Consider the following 16,332-nt stretch of genomic DNA (forward strand, 5'->3'; position numbering starts at 1 on the left):
CCGCTTTGGATTTGGCCCTAACCATGTCTTCAGGCTTCGGCCTTGTCAAGCGCGCAACTCGCGAATTAATGTTGCATTTCAATAACAGCCTGTTGGGAGGGCGCTTTCAAAGCGTTTTGGGCCAGAATGAGCAATGGCGTAAACCTGAAAGAACTGTCGCAACGGCTGAACCTGTCTCAGACCACGGTAAGCCGCGCACTCAATGGCTATCCGGAAGTCAGCGAAGAAACGCGCAAACGCGTGACCGAGATGGCCGACAAGCTCGGCTACGCGCCCAACAGCCAGGCGCGGCGGCTTGCAACCGGCCGCGCAATGGCCATCGGCCATGTCATACCGCGCTCAATTCACGAGATGATGAACCCGATCTTTCTGGAGTTCATAGCCGGCGCCGGGGAGACCTATTCGCGCCACGGCTACGACATGATCATCTCCGTCGTAGACGATGCCAAGGAAGAAGACGCCTACCGGCAGATCGCCTCACGCAAGAAGGCCGACGGCGTGATCATTCACGGCCCCGCAAATGACGAACGCAGGCACAGGCTTCTGAAAGAACTCAATCTGCCCTTCGTCGTTCACGGACGCATCCCGGGTGCCGAGGAAGAAACATCGTGGATCGACATGAACAACCGGCGGGCCTTCGAGCGGGCGACGAACCTGCTGTTGGACCTCGGCCACACCCGGATCGCACTGTTGAACGGTCTGGAACATATGGACTTCGCCAACCGGCGCCGGCGCGGCTTCGAGGAAGCGCTGGCAGCACGGGGCCTTACACCGGACCCGGGCCTGATGCGCAGTGCGGACATGACCGAACCCTACGGCTGCGACAATGCGATGGAGATGCTGAAAAGCGACAATCCGCCGACCGCCTTCCTGATTTCGTCCATGATATCAGCGATCGGTGTCGCCCGCGCTGTCGGCCAGTGCGGATTGAAGACAGGCAGGGACGTGTCCATCATCACCCATGACGATGCCCTGTCTTTCCTGCCCAACAGCGGCGAAGTGCCAATTTTCACCTGCACCCGCTCCTCGGTTCGCTACGCCGGGGAAAAGGCTGCCGAGCTGCTCCTGAACATGATTTCCAATCCGGCCAGCAAACCGGCTTCCCTGCATCTGGACGCGGAGCTGATCATCGGACAGTCCACCGGCCCGGCCCCAGCTGCGGCAAAATGATCAAACGTGGCTGAGACCGCAGTCCTGCAGCACATCCTTCATCCTGAGCATTCCGTTGAGACGGTGTAACCGCGCCGTCTCCGTGGCGCCGTCGGTGTCGCCGTCCCGGATCGCCTGCACAATCTTGCGATGATCGGCAGCATTCGAGGCCGGTGCCTTGTTCAGGCGCAGCAACACGGTGTTAGCCCGGTAGACCTGATCGAGAAACCCCTCGATCTCCGCTTCCAGACGCAGATTGCCGCTCGCCTTGGCCATCAGCCTGTGGAACCTGTCGTCGTGAACGGCCCAGGCCTCGATATCCTGACGTTCCAGCGCATCATCGGCCTCGTTGAGCACTTCTTCGATTTCCGCGAGCGTCTCGTCGCCCGCCTTGCGGCAAGCAGTGCCTGCGGCAAGGGCTTCAAGCGCCGATAGGATCTGGTAGATCTCGCAGATGTCCTGCAGCGAAATAGGCAGAACCTTTGCTCCCCGGCGGGGCACGAGGTCCACCAGACCGTCAGCCTCCAGCCGGATAAGCGCTTCGCGAACCGGCGTCCGGCTCATGCCCAGCCGTGTCGCGATGTCCGGTTCCGGTGCCTGAAATCCCGGCGGCAATTGCCCGTTCAGGATCTCGGTTTTCAAGCGTTCATAAGCGTTGTCGACGCGAGTGGATCTGGCTTTCGTTGGCATTGCGGGATGCACCCGTTCTCCTGACGTGTCTTAAACAGTTTGCATTGTCCCGCACCTCTCGCTCGAGGCCGGAGCGGCATTTCTGATCGCTGAAGGCATTGCCCTCCGGCGCGGCCGCCCTGTTTTGGAAGCAAATCAATGCCGTATTGCTAATTATATCGATAGAATTTTATCCATCCCCATGCCCTGAGGGCACCCGGGCAGAGTCGCGACCTTCCGGATCCGCTCATTTGCTGGATTTTGCACGAATTTCGGGCTTTCTTGAGGCTGAAAAAATATTGTCAAAAATTACGGTGACTTAAGGACATGCTCCAGTTACCGAAGCGTCAAGTCAGTGCTGCAGAACGCGCCACTTCCTGAAAATGCCGCGCTTTTGGCGGCAGATGTTTACGAATTTGCCTGGCTCAGACAAAGGGCGGGTTTCGCCACGCTCTTCAGAAGCAGCTTTTCCGCTCCAATTGCACGCAGGTAAACCGGCAGCGGCACCTATGTGACCCAAAGCCGCTCGTAAAACAGGTCAATACTGACAATAAAAGCCACCAATTGACCGGATACTTCATGCGCAATTACAACAATACCAGATTAAACAAAGAGCAATACTTGAAATACCCCGAAAAAACACAGTTTGTTATGCTTTTTAAGCTTTCATGAAATCAACCGTCGGTGGGAGCTTTTATGGAACGCGTCGCAACAGTTTTGTCTTTTGAGCATGACCATGCTCTTTTGACACTTGCGATCGCAACGTGTCTCTTCGGATGCGCCTTTTCCTTCCTGCTCCTTGCGAAGGTTGACCGCGATGCAAGCCCTGCACGGGTCATCTGGCTCATCTGGTCTGCACTCGTCGGCGCCTCGGCAATCTGGGCGGCCCAGATCATCGCCTTTTCTTCGGTAAAGCTTCCCGCGGAATCAGGGTACCGGCTTCAAACGGCTCTGCTTGCCCTGCTTGTCGTCTTTGCCGGTCTCCTCTCAGGTTATGCACTTGCTGTGCGTCGAAACATCCGGCTCGCACCGGAACTTGGCGGCATCCTTTTTGGCCTTGCCATTGCAGGAATGGGTCTGACGCTGACGACGGCCAGGGAGATCGCCGGTTTACCTGATACGAGCGAAGCCTTCGGACTTTGGACATTTCTGTTCGGAACGTGCCTTGGGGCAATTGCAATGAGTTTCGTTCCGCAGCTGCAGTCCAGACGCGCATTTGTAAGTGCAACGCTGTTCCTTTTCCTGTCAGCAGTTTCGATACACTTGCCGGTGCATTCCCCGGCCACGCCCCTTCGCGAAGTCAGTTTCCCGCGCGAAATCATGCTCATGTCCGAAAGGCACATGATGGTGATGTCGCTGGTCATCTTCGGCCTATGCACCTTTGCGGCTGCAACTGGTGCGCTGCTCGACCGGTACAGGAAAAACGCGGCCAGGCGAGCCTATAAACACCTGTCGCTGCAGGATTCTCTGACACGACTTCCAAACCGGCATTTTGTGCAGAAGGCTGCGGCAGACCTTCTGGAAAAGGCCGAACTGGAGGGCAAGACATGCGCCGTCGTGCTGATCAGCCTGGACCAGTTCAAGGTCATCAACGACCTTCACGGCTACGAAGTCGGCGACACTGTGCTGTGCACCCTGGCCAACACACTGAAAAACAACCTGAGCGACAGGGTCTTCATCTCCCGCTTCTACGGTGACGAATTTCTGGTCATCAATCCGTCGCTCGACACATTGGATGACGCCGTAGACTTCGCCCGTCTGGTTCGCTCCCTTGCCCGAAGGCCGGTTCAGTGGAATTGCTACCGCCTGTCCATCCGCTCCAGTATTGGCCTTGCCGTGTTTCCGCGCGACGGCAAGGACCTGAACAAGCTGGTGCAAAGGGCAAACCTTGCTGCCAAGCAAGCAAAATCGATCGGCGGCAACCTGATCCAGCCCTATGTCACGGGCATGGAGGAAACCAATCGCTGGGAGGCGGGCCTGGCGGCTGACTTGCGCAATGCAACGCTCGAAAACCAGCTCAACCTGGTCTTCCAGAAACAGAATCTGACAAAGACCGGCGAGCTGATTGGCTACGAAGCTCTGGTCAGGTGGCGCCACGCGGAAAAAGGTCCGATTCCGCCGGAGGACTTCATTCCGATTGCCGAACGGTCAGGCATTATCCTGGATATCGGCAACTGGGTCCTGGAAGCAGCATGCAAGGAAGCTGCCTGCTGGGAAAACCCGGTAACGCTGTCGGTCAACGCTTCCCCGCTGCAGTTCTCCCGTTGCGATTTTGCCGGTCTCGTTTCCACCGTACTTATGAAGACAGGCCTGCCGGCGGAACGCCTGGAAGTAGAACTCACCGAATCCACCCCGATCGAGGATCACGAACGGGTTCACGAGACGATCCTCTCGCTGCGCAAAATGGGCGTGCGCGTTGCCATGGACGACTTCGGCAAGGGCTATTCCTCGCTCAACACGCTGCAAGCCTTTCCCTTCGACAAGATCAAGGTCGACAGAGCCTTCACCCAGTCGCTGGAAACCAACCCCCATGCCCGGGCAATCCTGCGCTCTGCCGTTCTGCTCGGCCATAGTTTCAAGATCCCAGTAATCGCCGAAGGTGTCGAAACGGAACGACAGCTGCAATTCCTGCAACAAGCCGGATGCCTGCAAGTGCAGGGCTTTCTGTTCGGGAAACATCTACTGCCTTCGCAGATCAAAAAGTTTCACCCGAGTTTAGACAGAACGGGAAGCTGACTTATCACTGAATTCAACTTAAATTATTATCAAATTAAACCTTGATATTAATATCAATATCCTAAAAGAAGCAACGACAAACAAAGATTACCCTAGGTAATTACTGACAACTCTTGGCCATATTCTCTAATCTCAACTTACTTTTGATTAACTATAAAATTTTACCTTAAGGGCAGACAACGATCACGGTGCTGCAATGACGACCTTCCCTGCCCCTGCCAAACTGATGCACGGATTGAAAACCCGCCTTGCCGGTCTGCTGGCAGGCGCGTCACTGATCAGCCTGTCCTTCGCCAGCGCAACCGTATCCGCCCAGTCGCTTGAAGAAGCCATGGGGGCGGCCTACGCCATCAACCCTGGCCTCAAAGCGGAACGGTCGCGTTACGAAGCGACCAACCAGGACGTCTGGACCGCCAGGTCCGAGTTTCTGCCGACGGTTACCGGCACCTACCTGGGAGAACAGAACGCCTTCCGCAGCGAGCGCAGCGGCAACAGCGACAGGTCGTTCTTCCACGAGCTGGGCATTTCCATGTCCCAGACGGTGTTTCAGGGTTTTGCGGGTGTCAATCGGCTGAACCAGGCTCATGAGGAAGCGAATTCCGGTCGCAACCAGCTCATTGGCGCCGAACAGACGCTGCTGTTCAACACAGCTGATGCCTATCTGCGCGTTGTTCGCGATCGGGCGATCCTCGCTCACCTGCGGGCCTATACCAACGTGGTGCAACGGGAAGTGAACGCCGCCCGCGCCCGTTACAAGTCGGGAGACGCAACGCGCACCGATATCGAACAGGCGCTTGCCCGTCTCGGTGAAGCGCAGGGGAATTCGGACCAGGCGGTCGGCGACCTGGAAGCCTCCGAGGCTGTCTATGAGCGGCTGACCGGACAAAAGCCGGGCAAGCTCGGCTGGCCTGGCATTCCACAGACAATCGAGCCCGCCGGTCTGGATGACGCGATCAACGTCGCGCTGCAGAACAATCCGTCCATCCGCGCCGCAACGGCAGATGCAAGGGCCGCACGTTACGCCGCACGCGCCGCAGTCGGCGACATGCTGCCGCGTGTCTCGCTGGAAAGCGAATGGCAAACCGGTTACCAGGGCAACCTTGGCAATCAGGACGAAGAAGACTTCCGTTTTGGCGTGCGCGTCACGGCCCCTTTCTTCACCGGTGGCCGCAACATTGCCGCGGTCAAACGCGCAAACTTCACGGCAGCCCAACAGGAATACGAGCTGGACGACACCCAACAGATCATCCGCGAGAACGTTGTCCGCGCGATGAAGCAGCGGGCTGCCTCAAGGCTGAAGGTCAAGGCTGTAAAGCGCGCGATTGAGGCCAACCAGCGTGCGGTCAAGGGCCTGCAGGTGGAATTCGACAGCGGTCAGCGATCCCTGCTCGATGTTCTGGACGGCGAGCGCGAACTATTGCTCAGCAAGGTCGACCATGTCCGGGCACGCTATGACAGCCGCATTGCGGACTTCTTCCTGCTGGCCAACATTGGCCGGCTGGCGCCGCAGCATTTCGGAATCATCGAGGAACGGCCGGCACCGGTCCCGCGCCTCATGCCTGAGTTCAATACCTGGGACCTGCGCCTTGGACCGTCGGAGAACGATGTCTTCCAGTCGACCGTCGTCGAGGTCGTGACCAGCGACATGGTCTTTATCGAGACAGAACCACTGCCTCCGATTCAATAACCGGCAACACAAAAAGCGGGCGTAACAAGCCCGCTTTTTTTGCCTTCCTGCTGATCAGTACTGAACGCCTTCCAGATCCGTGAAGTCGATGCGTCCGCCATCGGCAAACTCGATGTAGCCCCCCGAATCCTGCGAAAGGGTGATCTCGCCCGCCGCTGCATCGATGCTCTCGATGGAACCTTCCGTCATGGTGATGGACCAGTCGACACCATAGGTTCCGATATCGGTGCCATCGGCGGCCTTGCTCAGATCGACGATATCGATCCAGCTCCCGCCGGCACCGCCGTAAATGCTGTCATGCCCGTCGCCGAGCATGTAGGCGAACAGATCCGACCCGTCACCGCCGGAAAGAACGTCGTCGCCCGCGCCACCCCGGATCACATCGTCACCAGCCCCGCCATAGATGAGGTCGTTGCCACCCTGGCCCAGCAGGATGTCATTTCCGCCAAGTCCGGAAATGCTGTCCACGAAATCGCCCCCAACAATCGTATCGGCATTACTTGTCCCGACCTCGCACAGGGGCACATCATCAAAGTCGACCACGTCCAGGGTAATTGTCTCGGTATCCGACAAGCCTCCGCTGTCCGTCGCGGTAACGTCTATCGTGATGCTTTGCTCCGTTTCGTAGTCGACTGCCGCATCATCCTTCAGCTTCAGCAGATAACTGTCGCCATTGCTCACGACTTCAAACCGGTCATCCGACACCGTGAAGGTGTGCGTGTCGCCGATATCGGGGTCCACTACCGAAAGTTCGATAAGTTCGACACCTGTCTGGTTTTCGGGAACATGATGTTCGTTGCCCGTACAGTCGTCGTCGTGGCCGTGATAGGTCTGACCGTGGACGCCGTCATCTTCATGATAGTGTCCTGTTTCCCCGTCCTGGATATGCCCCCAATGGCCATCATGATGATCGTCCCAGTGCTTGTTGCCCTGGTCCGGCCGGTAGATCGCGTTGCCGACGATCAGATCAGGCGGCGAGTTCTCAGTCACACCCGAAGTCACCGTCACGGGAAAAACCGCGCTCGACTGGGATCCGTCACTTGATGTGGCGGTGATCGTCACGTCGATGGTCTCGCCTGCAACCAGCGCTGCACCACTGGCGAGGGTCACCACACCGGTGTCTGCGTCGATATCAAACCGGCTGTCGTCGATGGAATAGGTCACCGTGTCTCCGGCGTCGGCATCTTCCGCGAATGCCGTCAGGCCGATCACCATTCCGGCAGCAGCTGTCGCCGCAACCAGATTCTGGGCCGTATCGACATCCCTGACAGGCCCGATCGGCGCATTGTCGTCGGCAGGCCCTTCCGGCTCCACGTCGATGACGTCGATCACGATGGTTTCCGTGTCCGACAGCCCGCCGCTATCGGTAACGGTAACCTCAACGCTCACCTGGGTCTCGGTCTCATAATCAAGCGCCACACCGTCCTTCAGTTTGAGAATGTTCTCACCGTTGATCGATATGACCTCGAAGCGACTATCGGAAACCGTGAAGCTGTGCGTATCGCCGACATCGGGATCGAATACCGACAAGGTACCGATTTCCGCCCCCGGATCTTCTTCATAGACCGCGGCACGAGCAGTGGTTTCGAAAGTTGTCTGGTCGAAGACGACGTCGTCGAAATCCTCGTCACCCCCGCCGGCAATGTCCTCAAAGCCGATCCTGATGCCGCTTTCCACCGTGTAGTCGTATCCATTCGGATTGAGTGACCCGTTACCGGAGAAAAGAACATTGACCTCAGCCCCGACCAGCAGCGTCCCGTCAGGTCCGACGGCCTGCCAGTTCCCTTGCCCGTCTTTCTGGAACGTCACCTTGTCACCGGCAAGAAGACCATTGTTCGTGTCTGCACCATCCGGGATCAAAAAATAGCCGATTTCGCTCGCTTCGACGCCTTCCAGATAGAGGGTCGCCGTATCGCCCGGTGTCAATTGGTTCTGGTTGACCCAGACGATTTCGCCGGCCATGGGATTGCCGTTGCCGTCCACGTAGAAGACACCAAGCACATTGCTGTGGCCGGCGTATTCCTCGACAAAGGTCAGCGTCACGGAAACACCCGGCCCAAGTTCCGGATCGAAGTCGAGGTCCGGCGCCTCATTGGCATCGGCAATCGCAATCGTGAAGGTTTCGGTTGAGACTGATCCGTCAGTCGAAGTAGCCGTCACCAGAACATCGATTTCCGGTTCGGTTTCGTTGTCGAAGCTTGCCCCACTGGCGACGGTGATCACCCCCGACACCGGATCGATCTCGAAGCGCGAGTCACCGCTGAGTTGATAACTCACGCTGTCGCCTGCATCCGGATCGTTTGCAAAGGCAGTCAGACCCACGACGGCACCTGCAGCGGCATTTTCAAGAACCTGGTTTGCGCTGGCATCAATGTCGGTGAGCGGACCGATGGGAGAATTGGTGTCGTCGATATCGATCACGTCGATCACCACGATCTCCGTGTCGGAAAGCCCCCCCTGGTCGGTTGCCGTCACCTCAAGGGTCACCTGAGTCTCGGTTTCGTAATCGAAGGCCTGATCGTCTTTCAATTTGAGCAGGTATCGGTCGCCGGAAACGACCACCTCAAACCGGTCGTCCGAAACAGTGAATGTATGCGTATCGCCCACATCCGGATCGAACACAGACAAGGGCGCAATCTCGGCGCCGTAATATTCCTCGACGACCGCAGTGCGGTTATCGGAAACGATGGACACACTGTCGATCAGCGCACCACCCAGATTATCGGAACCGATCTCAACGAATGTCAGCGTATTGGAGCCGTCGCCGGATCCGCCAACGATGTCATAGGCATAGGCCTGCCAGCCCGTTCCCGATGTGGCCGGGTCGATCGTGTCGATCAACTCGCCGTTCCAATAGACCTCGGCGACACTTTCCCCCACGCCGCCGCGCGATTTCATGTCGAATGTCAGATGATAGACCTGACCATCAAGCTGCCCCTCTATTTGCTGAGAAGCCCAGCCATTGTTCATGGCTGCAAGGTCCAGATGATGACCGCCGTCTGTCGCTCCGTAACTATTGTGCCCCGCCTCATGCACATCGACGTTGTCGTAGGTCCAACCCTCTATCGAAGTTGGATTTTCGTACCAGCCGGACCCGGCGGGTCCGCCGTGAACCCCGTCATGGATTTCGAAGCTGCCGTTGACGACAAACTGTTCTGAGCCGTTTTCCAGATGAACGATCAGATCCGGTGCTTCATTGCTGTCTGTCACGGCCACGGTGAAGGTCTTCGTTGAAGAAGAGCCATCCGTTGACGTTGCGGTGACAGTCATCTCGATGGACGGTTCTGTTTCCGCATCGAACGTCGCACCATCCTTTACGGTGATGACACCTGTGTCCGGATCGATCTCGAACCTGTCGTCACCAGTCAGCTGGTAGGTGACACTGTCCGCCGGATCAGGATCCTCGGCGAAGGCAGTGATCCCGGCAAATTCGCCCCCATTGGCGGTCTCTGAAATGCTGTTGGCTTCCGGGTCGATATCGCTCACCGGCCCGATATCGAATTCGTTTTCGTCGCCCACAATAATCCGGAAGGTACCGTTCGAGGTTGACCCATCCGTTGACGTGGCTGTGACTTCAATATCGATAAAAGGCGTCGTCTCGCGGTCGATCACCGCGCCAACGGCAACGGTAATCACGCCCGTGTCTGGGTCGATATCGAACCGGCTGTCTGTGATGGAATAGGTCACCGTGTCCGTTGCATCAGGATCCTCGGCAAACGCCGTCACACCGACAACCGTGCCACTGGCGGAGTTCTCCTGAACGAAGTTGTCGGCACCATCAACGTCCGTCACTGGGCCGATATCGAACTCGTTCTCGTCGCCCACCGTGATCCGGAAGGTGCCGGTAGCAGTCGAGCCATCCGTTGAGGTGGCTGTAACCTCGATATCGATATAGGGGGTTGTCTCGCGGTCAATCACCGCGCCATCGGCAACGGTAATAAGGCCCGTATCCGGATCGATCTCGAACCGGCTGTCTGTGATTGAGTAGGTAACCGTGTCGGTCGCATCCGGGTCTTCGGCAAACGCCGTCACACCGACGACTGTACCACCGGCGGAGTTCTCCTGGACGAAGTTGTCGGCACCATCAACGTCCGTCACCGGACCGATATCGAACTCGTTTTCATCGCCAACCGTGATCCGGAACGTGCCGGTCGAAGTCGATCCATCCGTGGACGTCGCCGTCACTTCAATATCGATAAAAGGCGTCGTTTCGCGGTCAATCACTGCACCATCAGCAACGGTAATAACGCCCGTATCCGGATCGATCTCGAACCGGCTGTCTGTGATTGAGTAGGTAACCGTGTCGGTCGCATCCGGGTCTTCGGCAAACGCCGTCACACCGACGACTGTACCACCGGCGGAGTTCTCCTGGACGAAGTTGTCGGCACCATCAACGTCCGTCACCGGACCGATATCGAACTCGTTTTCATCGCCAACCGTGATCCGGAACGTGCCGGTCGAAGTCGATCCATCCGTGGACGTCGCCGTCACTTCAATATCGATAAAAGGCGTCGTTTCGCGGTCAATCACTGCACCATCAGCAACGGTAATAACGCCCGTATCCGGATCGATCTCGAACCGACCATCGGTGATGGAATAGGTGACCGTGTCGGTCGCATCCGGATCCTCGGCAAACGCCGTCACGCCGACAACGGTGCCACCGGCGGAGTTCTCCTGGACGAAGTTGTCGGCACCATCAACGTCCGTCACCGGACCGATATCGAACTCGCTTTCATCGCCAACCGTGATCCGGAACGTGCCGGTCGAAGTCGATCCATCCGTGGACGTCGCCGTCACTTCAATATCGATATAGGGGGTCGTCTCGCGATCAATCACCGCGCCATCGGCAACGGTTATCACGCCCGTATCCGGGTCGATTTCGAACCGACTATCGGTGATGGAATAGGAAACCGTGTCCGTCGCATCCGGATCTTCGGCAAACGCCGTCACGCCGACGACCGTGCCACCGGCCGAGTTCTCCTGGACGAAGTTGTCGGCTCCGTCCACATCCGTCACCGGACCGATATCGAACTCGTTTTCATCACCAACTGTAATTCGGAAGGTTCCGGTCGAAGTCGAGCCATCTGTCGAGGTGGCAGTGACTTCAATATCGATATAGGGGGTCGTCTCGCGATCAATCACCGCGCCATCGGCAACGGTAATAACGCCCGTATCCGGATCGATCTCGAACCGGCTGTCTATGATCGAGTAGGTGACCGTATCCGTCGCATCCGGATCATTCGCAAAGGCGACCACGCCGACAACGGTACCCCCTGCGGCGTTTTCCGTTACAAAATTGTCGGTGCTGTCGACGTCCTCGACAGGGCCGACCCCGGTGTTCCCACCATCGCCGCTTTCACCAGCACCTCCGCCGCCGCCGCTGGTTCCGTCACCAACCTGGGAGCCCGATGACTGAATGCCATCGCCGCCCAGATCGAATTGAGACAACGTCGGGTCGAGACCACCCGCTTCCGGAACGGCACCGTCGCCAAGGCCGCCGTCATCGTTTGGACCACCATCGGCGGTTTCGGCCACTTCGGTACCGCCGTCCGGCAGTAGCGTGTCACCGGTTCCAGCTCCGCCCAACCCCTGACCCAGCCCCCCATGCGCACCCTGGCCGTCTCTACCGCCGTCGCCGCCAAGTCCCTCGGCATCCTGGGTTGAGGCACCAGATCCTCGATCTTCGAGAGGCACAGCCTGATAAAGGTTCGCCAAGGTTGCTTCACCGGTATCTTCCGGTTCCAGGGACAGGGAATAATCATTGCCACCGGCCGGGCGGTAGGGATCGCCTGCTTGAGCCTCCATGCGTGCAGGCGACGGTTCTGATCCGCCGTTGGACTTTGCTGCGGTCTCCGTTGAAGAAGAAACGCCGGGCTTGCCTGCATTCGCTGAAGTATCGGTGTCGGCCATGACTTGCACGTGCTCCGTTAAAACCTAACGTCATCACACGCAGGGTTACCTTAATAAAAACCAACTTCATTCTTAGAATTACATGTATAACTTGATGTAAATTTAGAATTTGTGGTATTTTTGGTAAACGGTTTTGAAACAATTACGCGCCTTAATGTATTCAAGGAGGCGCTTACTATGGCATCTTTTATCACTGATACTTTTTCCAGTATCAAACTGCCGCAACTGGAGTTTTTTTCCTCCGAAACCGGAGAAAAAGTATCAACACCGAAACTCCCGCGCTCGGTGGTAACCGCTTCCATCCTGATCAATATCCTCGGTCTGGCGATGCCGCTGACCATCTTGCAGGTCTATGACCGGATTCTGCCGAACAAGTCGACCGACACTCTCGTCATCCTGATCGCAGGACTGGGTTTCGTTCTGGTGATCGATGCGGTTCTGAAAACGACACGGTCCTATCTGACAGGCTGGCTTGCAGCCTCTTTTACCCATCAGGCCAACGTCGAAGCGGCCAGACGTCTTCTGCACTCCAGAGCGGACATCAACTCTGAGGCGACGGTCACCAAACATCTGGACTCGCTGCGCTCGCTGCAAGCAATGGGCGACCATTACGGTGGTCAGGCCCGCCTCCTGGCAATCGACCTTCCCGCCAGCCTCCTCTTTCTTGCCGTCCTGTTTCTTATCGGGGGGCCGATCGGCTTCGTGCCGCTTGTTCTCCTGGCCTTGTTTGCCCTGAGAACCGCCGCTCTAAATACAAGGATCGACAGCCTGATTGAAAAACGCGCAGAGCAGGATCAGCGCAAATACGATTTCATATTCGAGGTCCTGTCCGGCCTCAACACCATCAAGGCTATGGCCTTCGAGCCGGTCATCCTGCGCAGGTTTGAACGCCTGCAGACGCAAAATTCTCGTCTTGGCTACGACTATATCGATCTCACCAACCGGGCACGGAATTCCTCCGGGTTCTTCACCGTCCTCACAACGGTCTGCGTGGTGTCGGCCGGGGCCCTCATGGTCATGTCCGGGTTCATCAGTGTCGGGGCGGTTGCGGCCTGCACCCTGCTGGCAGGTCAGGTCGTGCAGCCCCTGCTGCGCGGCATCAACCACTGGACGGACATGCAGCGGGTCAAACATGATTTCCGCGAAGCGCGCGCCCTGTTCGATTTGCCAAAGGAAGAGCGATCAGGGAACAGGAACCTGACAATTGTCGGCAACATCAAGCTGCAAAATGCCAGCTTCGCCGCGCGCAGCGATGCGATCGTGCCTGTCCAGAATCTGAGCCTGACGATCAATGCCGGAGAAACAGTTGCCTTTGAAGGCAGCGACGGCAGCGGCCGAACGACGCTTGCTCGCCTGATTTCCGGTGATATCGAACCGACCTCCGGCAAGGTCATGATAGACGGCCAGGATCTGTACGGTGTCGACCACCGGTATCTGTGCCGGCACATCGCCTACGTCAGCAACGACGCCCAGATGTTCGCCGGCACGATCCTGCAGAACCTGACTCTCTTCGGATCTCGCGCGAGCCCGCAAAAAGCCCGCATGGCCGCTGACCTGATCGGCCTTGAAAAGGACATTCACCTGCTGCCGCTGGGTTACGACACTCCGCTCGGCAACGCGATTGAAGAAAATCTCACTGACAGCATGGTACAGCGCATCGCCATTGCGCGCGCGCTCGCAGGCGAACCGAAGATCCTCATCCTCAACGATGCCAACGGCGCTCTCGACCACAAGAGCGAAGCGCAGCTCGTTGAAGCGTTGAAGCGGCTCAAAGGCCAGTTGACGACATTGATCGTCAGCCACCGCCCGTCTTTCCGCGCCATTGCCGACAAGCAGTTTCTGATGGAGCACGGCCGGATTAGCGCCTTGCCGGACACGCCGAACACACCTCGATACAAATTGCGGCGGCGCGAGCCAGCCGACACCAAAAAGCAGGCTTAGGAGCTGAACATGTCCCTGGCGGCTTTTGAAAACGCGGATTCGATCTTTCAGAATCTGAACCCGGCAGAGAGCCGGATGAACCTGGAAACCCGTGTCCAGCAGCATTCAGGCAGTACGATCGACCGCGCGTCTCCGGCAGAAGCCTGTTTGCTGCCCCTGCTGGAAGCCCTCGGCTGGGATGGCATGGAACGCCATCTCTTCGAAGCCCTGCCTCACCTTGAAGGCATAAGGGGCATCTTCGATCTTCGCGCCGTGCTGACCCGGCTGAACTTTCGGGTCACTCCGACCGGACGGTCCGCAAAGCAGCTGACCGCGGAACAGTTTCCCTGCCTGGTGAAACACGGAGACAATCTACTGGTCGGCCTGGGCCGCACGAGCGACGGCCGGTTCCAGGCCTACAGCGGCGAGGCTCATCGCACGGTCGCCATTGCCTTCAGCGAACTCAAGGATGCCGAGATCTTCGTGATCGAGCCGGATGACAGCACCGAAAGCGCCGGTTTTCAGCACTGGTCCTCCCGCCTGTTCCATCAGTTCCGGGGCACGGTGCTGTCGATCATGACCGTCGGCCTGCTGTCGAACATCCTGGCGCTCGGTCTGCCGCTCTTTGTCATGAGCGTTTACGACAAGGCTATCGGCGCCAAATCCGTTTCCGTGCTGGTCACGCTGCTGATCGGCATTGCACTTGTGCTGATCATGGACTGGATGGTCAGAGGCACCAAATCGCATCTCCAGGCCTACCTGGGCGCCAGGCTCGACGCGGTGGTCGCCAACACCACCTTCCGCCATTTCCTGCATCTGCCGCTCCCCCTGATTTCGTCCGCCCCCATCGGAGCGCAAATCACCCGTCTGAAGCAGTTCGACGGCGTGCGGGACGTCTTTCACGGCAATCTCGCCAATGCGTTGATCGACCTTCCCTTCTCGGTGATTTTCGTCATGGTTCTCGGCTTCATTGGCGGGCCGCTGGCACTGCTGCCGGCTGGGCTGCTGGTGCTCTATGTCCTGTCGGCCATGCTCATCGTTCCGCGCATGAAACAGGCAATCAATCAGGCCGGCGATGCAAAGTCGCGCATGCAGAACATCACCGTGGAGATCCTGTCGAAGCGAAAGGCCATCCGGGAACTGTCCGCCGACGACATCTGGGTCGAGAAATACCGGGCGATTTCCGCGGACTTTGCACTGAAGAACCTGAAGACGAGGCAACTGTCGCAGGTCATGCAAGTGGTCTCGCAGATGTTCATGACCCTGTGCGGCATCGGTGTCCTCGGTTTCGGAGCCGTTCTGGTCATGAACCAGGACCTTTCTCAAGGCGCGCTCATTGCCGTCATGGCCCTTTCCTGGCGTGCGCTCAGCCCGATGCATCAGGCCTTTCTCAGCGTATCGCAACTGGGCCAGGCCCAGCAGACGATCGAACGGATCAACAGCCTTCTGAAAATCGAAATGGAACGCCAGCCCGGCAGGCTGCCGAGCCTGCACCGCCAGTTCCAGGGCACGATCCGCTTTTCCAACGTCGTGCTGCGCTACCCTTCCCGCCAGGAACCGGCCTTGCGCAATTTTTCGCTTCAGATGGAGCAGGGATCCGTAACCGCGATCACCGGCCCGAGCGGCTGCGGCAAGACCTCGCTGGTGCGGGCCGTGCTCGGGCTTTATCGACCCCAGATGGGCGCTGTCCTTGTCGACGATCTCGACATCCGCCAGCTCGACCCGGGCGAATGGCGCAACTCCATCGGCTATGCACCGGAACACCACGATTTCTTCTACGGTACGATTGCGCAGAACTTCCGCATGGCCAATCCGCAGGCGGACAACGATCAGGTTCGCAAGGCCTTCGAGGAATTCGGCCTCAACGCCTATGGCGAAATTCTGCCCCAGGGTGTGGAGACCCGGCTGACCGGCCAGCTGATCGAAGTGCTGCCGGACAACGTCAAACAGCGCCTGCTGCTGGCCAGGGCCTTCATGCGCCCTGCCCCGATCTATCTGCTAGACAACCCTGCCGGAAATCTGGATTTCGAAGGCGACAAGTTCCTGATGAAGAAGATCGACCAGGTTCGCGGAAAGTCGACCGTCATCATCACGACCTACCGCCCCAGCCACATGCGCATGGCAGACAACCTCGTCTACATGCAGAGCGGCATGGTGGCGATGGCCGGAGCCCCGAAGGACATCCTTGAAGACGTGCTCAAGCAGCAATCGAAATAACGTATGGGGCCGCCGCCGGCCCGCCGCAAGACAACCGCCGAGGA

The 16,332-nt window shown here is 58.0% G+C and carries 7 protein-coding genes; 5 read left to right on the forward strand and 2 right to left on the reverse strand.

The window, feature by feature from the left end:
• Positions 1-126: 126 nt before the first annotated feature.
• Complete coding sequence (locus ACVDG9_RS21370; protein WP_447238919.1) at positions 127-1,170, forward strand: LacI family DNA-binding transcriptional regulator; 1,044 nt, start codon at positions 127-129, stop codon at positions 1,168-1,170.
• Here ACVDG9_RS21370 and ACVDG9_RS21375 read toward each other — a convergent pair whose 3' ends face one another.
• The gene (locus ACVDG9_RS21375) at positions 1,171-1,839 is read right to left on the reverse strand and encodes a GntR family transcriptional regulator (RefSeq protein WP_055656419.1); all 669 of its coding nucleotides are present in this window, start codon (positions 1,837-1,839) and stop codon (positions 1,171-1,173) included.
• A 675-nt stretch (positions 1,840-2,514) separates the two neighbouring features.
• Between ACVDG9_RS21375 and ACVDG9_RS21380 the strand changes: the two genes are divergently transcribed.
• Both ACVDG9_RS21380 and ACVDG9_RS21385 read left to right on the forward strand, forming a co-directional pair.
• Positions 2,515-4,554: a putative bifunctional diguanylate cyclase/phosphodiesterase gene (locus ACVDG9_RS21380; RefSeq protein WP_447238920.1), complete on the forward strand. Its 2,040-nt coding sequence runs from the start codon at positions 2,515-2,517 to the stop codon at positions 4,552-4,554.
• A gap of 196 nt (positions 4,555-4,750) precedes the next feature.
• The gene (locus ACVDG9_RS21385) at positions 4,751-6,241 is read left to right on the forward strand and encodes a TolC family outer membrane protein (RefSeq protein WP_447238921.1); all 1,491 of its coding nucleotides are present in this window, start codon (positions 4,751-4,753) and stop codon (positions 6,239-6,241) included.
• Between the two features lie 54 nt (positions 6,242-6,295).
• Here ACVDG9_RS21385 and ACVDG9_RS21390 read toward each other — a convergent pair whose 3' ends face one another.
• Positions 6,296-12,151: a cadherin domain-containing protein gene (locus tag ACVDG9_RS21390; protein ID WP_447238922.1), complete on the reverse strand. Its 5,856-nt coding sequence runs from the start codon at positions 12,149-12,151 to the stop codon at positions 6,296-6,298.
• 177 nt (positions 12,152-12,328) lie between these two features.
• On the opposite strand from ACVDG9_RS21390, the gene ACVDG9_RS21395 reads away from it, so the two are divergent.
• Positions 12,329-14,092 carry a peptidase domain-containing ABC transporter gene (locus ACVDG9_RS21395; protein WP_062487137.1) on the forward strand — a complete coding sequence of 588 codons (1,764 nt, stop codon included), beginning with the start codon at positions 12,329-12,331 and terminating at the stop codon, positions 14,090-14,092.
• 9 nt (positions 14,093-14,101) lie between these two features.
• A complete protein-coding gene (locus ACVDG9_RS21400; RefSeq protein ID WP_447238923.1) occupies positions 14,102-16,288 on the forward strand; it encodes a peptidase domain-containing ABC transporter in 2,187 nt (728 codons plus the stop codon).
• Positions 16,289-16,332: the final 44 nt, after the last annotated feature.

This window comes from Roseibium sp. RP-7 (assembly GCF_053005225.1).

Bases quoted from the DNA above. Each gene is read 5' to 3' on its own strand.
- ACVDG9_RS21375 (WP_055656419.1), bottom strand. From the start codon at position 1,839: ATGCCAACGAAAGCCAGATCCACTCGCGTCGACAACGCTTATGAACGC.
- ACVDG9_RS21390 (WP_447238922.1), bottom strand. From the start codon at position 12,151: ATGGCCGACACCGATACTTCAGCGAATGCAGGCAAGCCCGGCGTTTCT.
- ACVDG9_RS21395 (WP_062487137.1), top strand. From the start codon at position 12,329: ATGGCATCTTTTATCACTGATACTTTTTCCAGTATCAAACTGCCGCAA.
- ACVDG9_RS21380 (WP_447238920.1), top strand. From the start codon at position 2,515: ATGGAACGCGTCGCAACAGTTTTGTCTTTTGAGCATGACCATGCTCTT.
- ACVDG9_RS21370 (WP_447238919.1), top strand. From the start codon at position 127: ATGAGCAATGGCGTAAACCTGAAAGAACTGTCGCAACGGCTGAACCTG.
- ACVDG9_RS21400 (WP_447238923.1), top strand. From the start codon at position 14,102: ATGTCCCTGGCGGCTTTTGAAAACGCGGATTCGATCTTTCAGAATCTG.
- ACVDG9_RS21385 (WP_447238921.1), top strand. From the start codon at position 4,751: ATGACGACCTTCCCTGCCCCTGCCAAACTGATGCACGGATTGAAAACC.